General features: G+C 62.7%; 7 protein-coding genes. All 7 read right to left on the bottom strand.

The genetic code is table 11. The annotated features are described in order from the left end of the window. Window positions 1-191 precede the first annotated feature (191 nt). Complete coding sequence (locus AC0L28_RS18235) at window positions 192-1,091, bottom strand: carbohydrate ABC transporter permease (protein ID WP_473479143.1); 900 nt, start codon at window positions 1,089-1,091, stop codon at window positions 192-194. Between the two features lies 1 nt (window position 1,092). Continuing rightward, a complete protein-coding gene (locus AC0L28_RS18230) occupies window positions 1,093-1,944 on the bottom strand; it encodes a carbohydrate ABC transporter permease (RefSeq protein ID WP_287062084.1) in 852 nt (283 codons plus the stop codon). Between the two features lie 206 nt (window positions 1,945-2,150). Next, the gene (locus AC0L28_RS18225; RefSeq protein ID WP_287061964.1) at window positions 2,151-3,476 is read right to left on the bottom strand and encodes an ABC transporter substrate-binding protein; all 1,326 of its coding nucleotides are present in this window, start codon (window positions 3,474-3,476) and stop codon (window positions 2,151-2,153) included. A gap of 39 nt (window positions 3,477-3,515) precedes the next feature. Next, window positions 3,516-4,604 carry an ABC transporter ATP-binding protein gene (locus AC0L28_RS18220; RefSeq protein ID WP_473479140.1) on the bottom strand — a complete coding sequence of 363 codons (1,089 nt, stop codon included), beginning with the start codon at window positions 4,602-4,604 and terminating at the stop codon, window positions 3,516-3,518. Window positions 4,605-4,883: 279 nt separating this feature from the next. After that, window positions 4,884-5,123: a DUF2188 domain-containing protein gene (locus AC0L28_RS18215; protein ID WP_023798198.1), complete on the bottom strand. Its 240-nt coding sequence runs from the start codon at window positions 5,121-5,123 to the stop codon at window positions 4,884-4,886. Window positions 5,124-5,154: 31 nt separating this feature from the next. Continuing rightward, a complete protein-coding gene (locus AC0L28_RS18210; RefSeq protein ID WP_287248156.1) occupies window positions 5,155-5,448 on the bottom strand; it encodes a DUF982 domain-containing protein in 294 nt (97 codons plus the stop codon). 101 nt (window positions 5,449-5,549) lie between these two features. Further along, the gene (locus AC0L28_RS18205; RefSeq protein ID WP_128168499.1) at window positions 5,550-6,653 is read right to left on the bottom strand and encodes an NADH:flavin oxidoreductase/NADH oxidase; all 1,104 of its coding nucleotides are present in this window, start codon (window positions 6,651-6,653) and stop codon (window positions 5,550-5,552) included. Window positions 6,654-6,814 lie beyond the last annotated feature (161 nt).

Below are 6,814 nucleotides of genomic sequence, written 5' to 3'. Positions count from 1 at the left end.
GCCGCAGCGGGTGATCCGGTCATGACCCGGGTCACCCGCCAACCCGATCATGCATGATTCTAGAGACACAAGGGGTGCTGGCCGGAGTGCCGTCGATGCCAAGCTGGAACACCCCTCATCCGACAGAGCTTCGCTCGGCCACCTTCTCCCACAAGAAGGGGAGAAGGAAGAGGCGCGCTCACGGGCAGGCGCTATTCCTTCACCGCACCGGTCATCGAGGAAACGTAGTGCTCGACGAAGAACGAATAGAGCACCACCACCGGCAGCGAGCCGATCAGGGCTCCGGCCATCAGTGCTCCCCACTCATAGACGTCGGAGCGGACAAGCTCCGTCAGCACCCCGACCGGCACCGTCTTGTTTTCCGACGACTGAATGAACGTCAGCGCATAGATGAATTCGTTCCATGACAGGGTGAATGCGAAGATGCCGGCCGAAATCAGGCCGGGCACCGACAGCGGCAGCACGATCTTGATGAGGATCTGCCAGCGGCTCGCCCCGTCGATGAGCGCGCATTCTTCCAGTTCGAACGGGATCGAGCGGAAGTAACCCATCAGCAGCCAGGTGCAGAAAGGGATCAGGAAGGTCGGGTAGGTCAGGATGAGCGCGAACGGGGTGTCGAAAAGCCCAAGGTTGAACACCATCACCGACAGCGGGATGAACAGGATCGAGGGCGGCACGAGATAGGCGAGGAAGATCGCGAGCCCGACGTGCCGCGCTCCCGAAAACCGCAGCCGTTCGATCGCATAGGCCGCGAACACCGCAGCCAGCAGCGACAGGAACGTGGCGGCGGTGGAGATGATGATCGTGTTGAGCAGCCAGCCTGGATACGACGTGTCGAACAAGAGATAGCGGATGTGCTCGAATGTCGGATGCACGACCCAGAACGGATTGAAATTGGCGTAGTCGGTCATCTCGTGATTGGGCTTGATCGCCGTGATCGTCATCCAGTAGAACGGGAACAACAGCACGATGACGAACACCAGCAACGGCAGATAGACCGTCACCACGCGCCGCGGCAGGCTCTGAAGATAGCCCATGCCGCCTTCGTCGAGTTCCCGCCGTTTCGTTTTCTTGATCGCGGTCTCAGCCATGTCAGTCTCCTCCGCCCTGCTGCCATTTGCGGCGTTGCAGGCCGAAATAGCTGAACAGGATCGCCGCAAGCAGGAACGGGATCATGGCGACCGCGATGGCGGCGCCCTCGCCAAGCTGGCCTCCCGAAATGCCGCGCTGAAACGACAATGTCGCCATCAGATGGGTGGCATTGACCGGTCCGCCGCGGGTCAGCACATAGATCAGCTGGAAATCGGTGAAGGTGAACAGCACCGAAAACGTCATGGTGATGGCGATGATCGGCGTCAGCAGCGGCAGCGTCACAAAACGGAACAATTGCCAGCGACTGGCGCCGTCGAGCGTGGCGGCCTCGTAAAGCGACTGCGGTATCGTTTGCAAGCCGGCAAGCAGCGTGATGGCGACGAACGGAATGCCGCGCCAGACATTGGCGGCGATGACCGAAGCGCGCGCGTTCTCCGGATCGCCGAGGAAATTGATGCGATGGTCGATCAGGCCCATTTCCATAAGTGCCCAGGACAGGATGGAGAACTGCGAATCGTAGATCCACCAGAAGGCGATGGCCGACAGCACCGTCGGCACCACAAACGGCAGCAGGATGATCGCGCGGAAGAACGATTTGATGGGAAGGTTCTGATTGAGAATGAGCGCCAGCCAGAGGCCGAGCGCGAACTTCAGGATCGAGGCGCTTATCGTGTAGAGCAAGGTGTTGAAGACGGAGAGCCAGAAGACGGCGTCATCCGACAGATATTGGTAGTTTTCGATGCCTATGAAGATACCGGGGCGACCGATGCGGGTATCCGTGAAGCCGAGCCAGACCCCGAGCCCGAGCGGATAGGTGAGGAAGACCAGCAGCAGCGCTGCCGCCGGCAGCATGAAGCCGAAGCTAAGCGCGTTCCGGCTGTCGGCCAGGAGCGACAGGCTCCGCGACAGGATCGACGGACGCGGCTGAACGGCAGCGGACGACACGGCCATGGGACGGCTCCTCATAGGGTCTAGTGGCATGGTGGCCTGAGTGGCGGCCACGCGGTTCCGGGAAACAGACCGGGCAGCGCGGTCGCGGCTGCCCGGCTGCGCTGCGATCAAACGCGATAGTAGCGGTTGGCGCGTTTCTCCGCCTCTTCCATCGCCTCCTGCGGCGTCGCCTGGCCCGTCACCGCCTTGGCGAACATGTCGACCAGGACATAGTCGGCCATGGTCGCCGCCGAAGCGTAGCCGAGCGGCCCGGCATAACCGTTGGGACGCAGCGTCGCCGAGGCCTTGGCGTAAGCGGCATTGTTCGGGTCGGCCGTCCACACAGGATTGTTTTCGAAGGCTTTGAGGGTCTGGCAGCAATAGCCGGCCGAGGAGGTGATCCACTCCGCCATTTGCTGTTCCTCGAACATGAACTGCAGATAGGCTTTGGCCGCGTTGGGGTAGGGCGTGTAGTCGAAGATCACGGCCGTGGTCACCTGGAACAGCTCGACCGATTTTCCGACAGGACCGATCGGCAGGCTGGTCGTGCGCATGTCCTTGGCGATTTCAGCCAGTTTCGGATCATTGTCCTTGTTGGTCTTGGCCGTGTTATACACGGAAATGCCGTTGGCGATGACGCCCAGTTCGCCGGCCAGGAAGGCGCGGTTGTTGTTCACGTCGAGCCAGCTTTCGGTGCCGGGGATGAAGGTCTTGTAGAGTTCCTGCGCGTATTCGATCGCCTTGAGGGTCTCGGGGCTGTTGATCGTCACCTTTCCGCTCTCGTCGACCATCTGGCCGCCATGGCTCCAAAGCAGCCAATGAGCATAGTTGTTGCCGTCGCCGACGCCATGGCCGTGCGTGAAGCCGGCCGGATGCCCCTTCGCCTGCAAGGCCTTGCAAAGCTCGAGGAAGCCCGCCGTGTCCTTCGGAAACTCCGAGAAGCCGGCCTCCTTCACCCAGCTTTCCCGATAGACGATGGCGTTGCCGATGGTGGCCAGCGGCAGGCCGAGGAACTTTCCCTCGCGCGTCGCATATTGCTTTGGCCCGTCGTGCCAGCCGCCGTATTTCGTGCCGAGATATTCACCCAGCTCCGACACGTCGTGCAGCTTGTCGGGGTACTGGTGCGGGTCGTCGAACCAGACCAGCATCAGATCTGGACCGGAGCCGACATTGGCGGCAACCGCCGCCTTGGGGCGAATGTCCTCCCAGCTTTCCTTGTCGACGCGGACCTCGACGCCTGTCGCCTCGGTGAACCGCTTGGTGTTGGCCAGCCATTGGTCTTCATCGCCCTGAACGAACGGCGACCAACGCAGCATCCGCAGCTTTGCGCCGTCCTCGGGCTTGTACGTCAAGCCCTCCTGGGCAAAGGCGGGAGAGCCGACGAAGCGGCTTCCCAAGGCTCCGGCCGCCACGCCGGCAGTCGTGCGGATCACGTCACGTCTGGTGAATTTCATGTTCGTCTCCTCCTGTTTATTGTCTTGGCCTTATGGATCTTACTGCCGGGCGCGCATGTCGAAGCGCTGCCCGGTTTCGCCATGAAAGAGATGGATGAGCCCCGGCTCGGGCGTGAGCCGTACGGTCTCGCCCGGCGTGAAGGCATGGCGCTCGCGGAAATTGGCGACGATCTCGTCGCCGCCGGCCGTCCGGCCGATGAGCTGCACTTCCGACCCGGTCGGCTCGACCACCACGACAGTGACTGGAATGCCGTCGTCCTGGGATAGCTGCAGATGCTCGGGTCGTATCCCCAGCACCACCTGCTCGCCGCTGCCGGTCGACGGTACAGCGGCTAGCGGCAGGGAAATCCCGCCGGAGCCGCGAAAAGACGGTGAGCCGCCATCAGTTGCGATTTCGCCCCTCAGCATGTTCATGGCGGGTGAGCCGATAAAGCTGGCGACAAAAAGGTTGTTGGGCCGGTCGTAGAGTTCCAATGGCGGCCCGATCTGCTCGACGATGCCGTCATGCATGACCACGATCTTGTCGGCCATGGTCATGGCCTCGATCTGGTCGTGGGTGACATAGACCGTCGTGGTCTTCAGGCGCTGGTGCAGTTCCTTGATCTCGGCGCGCATCTGCACCCTGAGCTTGGCGTCGAGATTGGACAGCGGCTCGTCGAACAGGAAGACCGCCGGATCGCGCACGATCGCCCTGCCCATGGCGACGCGCTGGCGCTGGCCGCCGGAAAGCTGCCTGGGATAGCGCTCCAGCAATGGCACCAGCCCGAGGATTTCGGCGGCGCGCTTGACGCTGGCAGCGCTTTCGGCTTTCGCAACACCCTTGAGCATCAGCGAGAACGCCATGTTCTCGGCGACGGTCATGTGCGGGTAAAGCGCGTAGTTCTGGAACACCATGGCGACGTCGCGTTCTTTTGGCGCAACGTTGTTGACGACGCGCTCGCCAATCGCGATCTGGCCGCGCGAGATCTTTTCCAGGCCGGCGATCATCCTGAGAAGGGTCGATTTTCCGCAGCCCGACGGCCCGACGAGCGTGACGAACTCGCCATCCTCTATATCGACGCTGACACCGTGGAGAATCTCGACGGTTCCGAATGATTTGTAGACATCGCCAATCGCGACAGACGCCATCGATTTCCTCCCGAATGCTTCCTGCGACGTCTTCGAAGGAAACCGCTTTCCTGACTGGCCGCGGCAGTTCCCAAAGCTCCTCCCTGGTCACGCGCGATGATGAAACGGTAGCGCTACCAGACTGCCCTGTAAAGCCGCTGCGTGGCAAGCCCGCTTCTTCGTCGCGCCTGATCGTGAGCGTTCCCAGCGGGACTGTAATTCGCCATGTCCGGGATCATAGCAAGAGCATGACTTGTCAAGCCCCAGCTCTTGAAACCGAGGTGCGAGAACGACACCAGCCTAATCGGAAACTTCGGTTTGCGGCCGGTCCCGGCCGTCGGCGAGCTCGTCGTGCCATTTGCCTTCGGCGTCCTCGTACTGGATGCCGTCGGTGGTGCCGGCGACCTGCTGTTCGGCCGAAGCGATCTCGGCGGCGCGCAGCGCGTCCTCGTGAGTAGGAAACGTCTCCGAAAATGTCTCGCCGACCTTATAGGCCCAGCCCCCGTCATGCTCGACGATCTTGTAGGTCAGCTTGGCCATGAAATCCTCCAGTGGAAAAAGCTCGGGTTGCTCAATGCGGTTTGCGGTCGGGCAGTTTGCCTTCGGGCAATCTCTCTTCGGGAACCAGCACGTCCGATTCCATGGCGGCCTCTACCAATGCCCGGCGCGCATCCGCTGTCGAACGATAACCTTCCAGCACTTTTAGGCAAGTGTCGAGAGCATCGCGATGCCGAGGGCCACGATTGAGCGGCCAGACGGTCATCAGGCACTCCGCAGCTTCCTGGGTGCTGCGGATCTCACGGTATTTGCCGACACGGCCAAGTTCGACCACGACCGGCTTTTCAAAAGGCTTGCTGTCCATCATCGCCGCCAACGCGGAGCCGCTGATTTGGTTGCACGCCCCTCGGCGTGCGCAAATGTCTCGGGGTAACGGTCGTTGCGGCGGCGGCCCTGCAATCGGGCCGGTCAGCCGGCCGCCTTCATCCAGTGCTGCATCGTCGTCACCGAGCGGGCAAGCTGCGGCGCCGGCTGGATTTTTTCGCCGAAGGTGGCCGCGGCGCGCCACGCCCACCGCGGATCGGCGAGGAAGGCGCGGGCCAGGGCCACCATGTCGGCACGGCCCTCGGCGACGATCGCCTCGGCCTGCTTCGGATCGTCGATCAGGCCGACGGCCCTTGTCGGGATTCCGGCGCCGTTGCGAACGGCCTCCGCCAGGTGCACTTGGTAGCCGCGACCTGCCGGCAGCTTCTGCAGGGGCGAATTGCCGCCGCTCGAGCAGCAAAGATAGGCGACGCCCGTTGCCTTCAGCGCCTTGGCCACTTCGATTGCGTCGTCGACGTCGAAGCCGCCATCGACCCATTCCTTGACCGACAGACGCGCCCCGAGCATCAGCCCGGGCACTGCCTTTCTCACTGCCTTGGCGATCTCGACGACAAAACGCATGCGGTTTTCCAGCGAGCCGCCCCAGCGGTCGGTGCGCTGGTTGGAAAGCGGCGACAGGAACTGGAAGATCAGATAGCCGTGCGCGGCGTGCAATTCGATGAAATCGAAGCCGGCACGTTCGGCCCGCCTTGCCGCCTCGGCGAAGCGTTCGATGATCTGCAGGATCTCCTCATCCTCCAGCGCCCTCGGCACCTGCCAGCCCGTGTCGTAGGCGATTGCCGAGGCCGACACGATCGGCCAAGGGTCCTGATCGGCGTTCAGCGGCCCGCCGCCTTCCCAAGGTTTCTGGTTGGAGGCCTTGCGGCCGGCATGGGCAAGCTGCGTGCCGAACCTGGTGCCGGGAGCAGCGACGCGCTTGGCCGCATCCAGCGCGCGCCGGGCGGCCGCCTCGTTGTCGTCGGAATAAAGGCCGAGGCAGCCATGCGAGATGCGGCCGCGCCGCTCGACGTCGGTCATCTCGACGGTGACCATGCCGGCGCCGGACATCGCCAGGTTCATCCAGTGGTACAGGTGCCAGTCGCTGGCCGAGCCGTCTTCGGCGGAATACTGGCACATCGGCGCCACCGCAATGCGGTTGGGAAAGGTCAGGCCGTCAAGCGTGATCGGCTGGAAAAGGGAAGGGGTCATCAGGAAACTCCGGGGAGGGGCTGTCGCTATTTAGGCAATGGATTGCGCCCGCGCCATACACGAGGCGGTGAAGCGCGCCTCTGCTGGATGAAGCCGCGATCCTTCGCTGAAGCGATTGCCCTGAATTGCTGTCGGGATTGCGCGAAGGCCCGATCACCGCT

The sequence above is a fragment of the Mesorhizobium sp. WSM4847 genome (genome assembly GCF_055811335.1).
Note: the sequence above shows the minus strand (reverse complement) of the source record. Positions and strands in the feature narration are given on the sequence as shown.

Bases quoted from the DNA above. Each gene is read 5' to 3' on its own strand.
- AC0L28_RS18235 (WP_473479143.1), bottom strand. From the start codon at position 1,091: ATGGCTGAGACCGCGATCAAGAAAACGAAACGGCGGGAACTCGACGAA.
- AC0L28_RS18210 (WP_287248156.1), bottom strand. From the start codon at position 5,448: ATGATGGACAGCAAGCCTTTTGAAAAGCCGGTCGTGGTCGAACTTGGC.
- AC0L28_RS18225 (WP_287061964.1), bottom strand. From the start codon at position 3,476: ATGAAATTCACCAGACGTGACGTGATCCGCACGACTGCCGGCGTGGCG.
- AC0L28_RS18205 (WP_128168499.1), bottom strand. From the start codon at position 6,653: ATGACCCCTTCCCTTTTCCAGCCGATCACGCTTGACGGCCTGACCTTT.
- AC0L28_RS18215 (WP_023798198.1), bottom strand. From the start codon at position 5,123: ATGGCCAAGCTGACCTACAAGATCGTCGAGCATGACGGGGGCTGGGCC.
- AC0L28_RS18230 (WP_287062084.1), bottom strand. From the start codon at position 1,944: ATGCTGCCGGCGGCAGCGCTGCTGCTGGTCTTCCTCACCTATCCGCTC.
- AC0L28_RS18220 (WP_473479140.1), bottom strand. From the start codon at position 4,604: ATGGCGTCTGTCGCGATTGGCGATGTCTACAAATCATTCGGAACCGTC.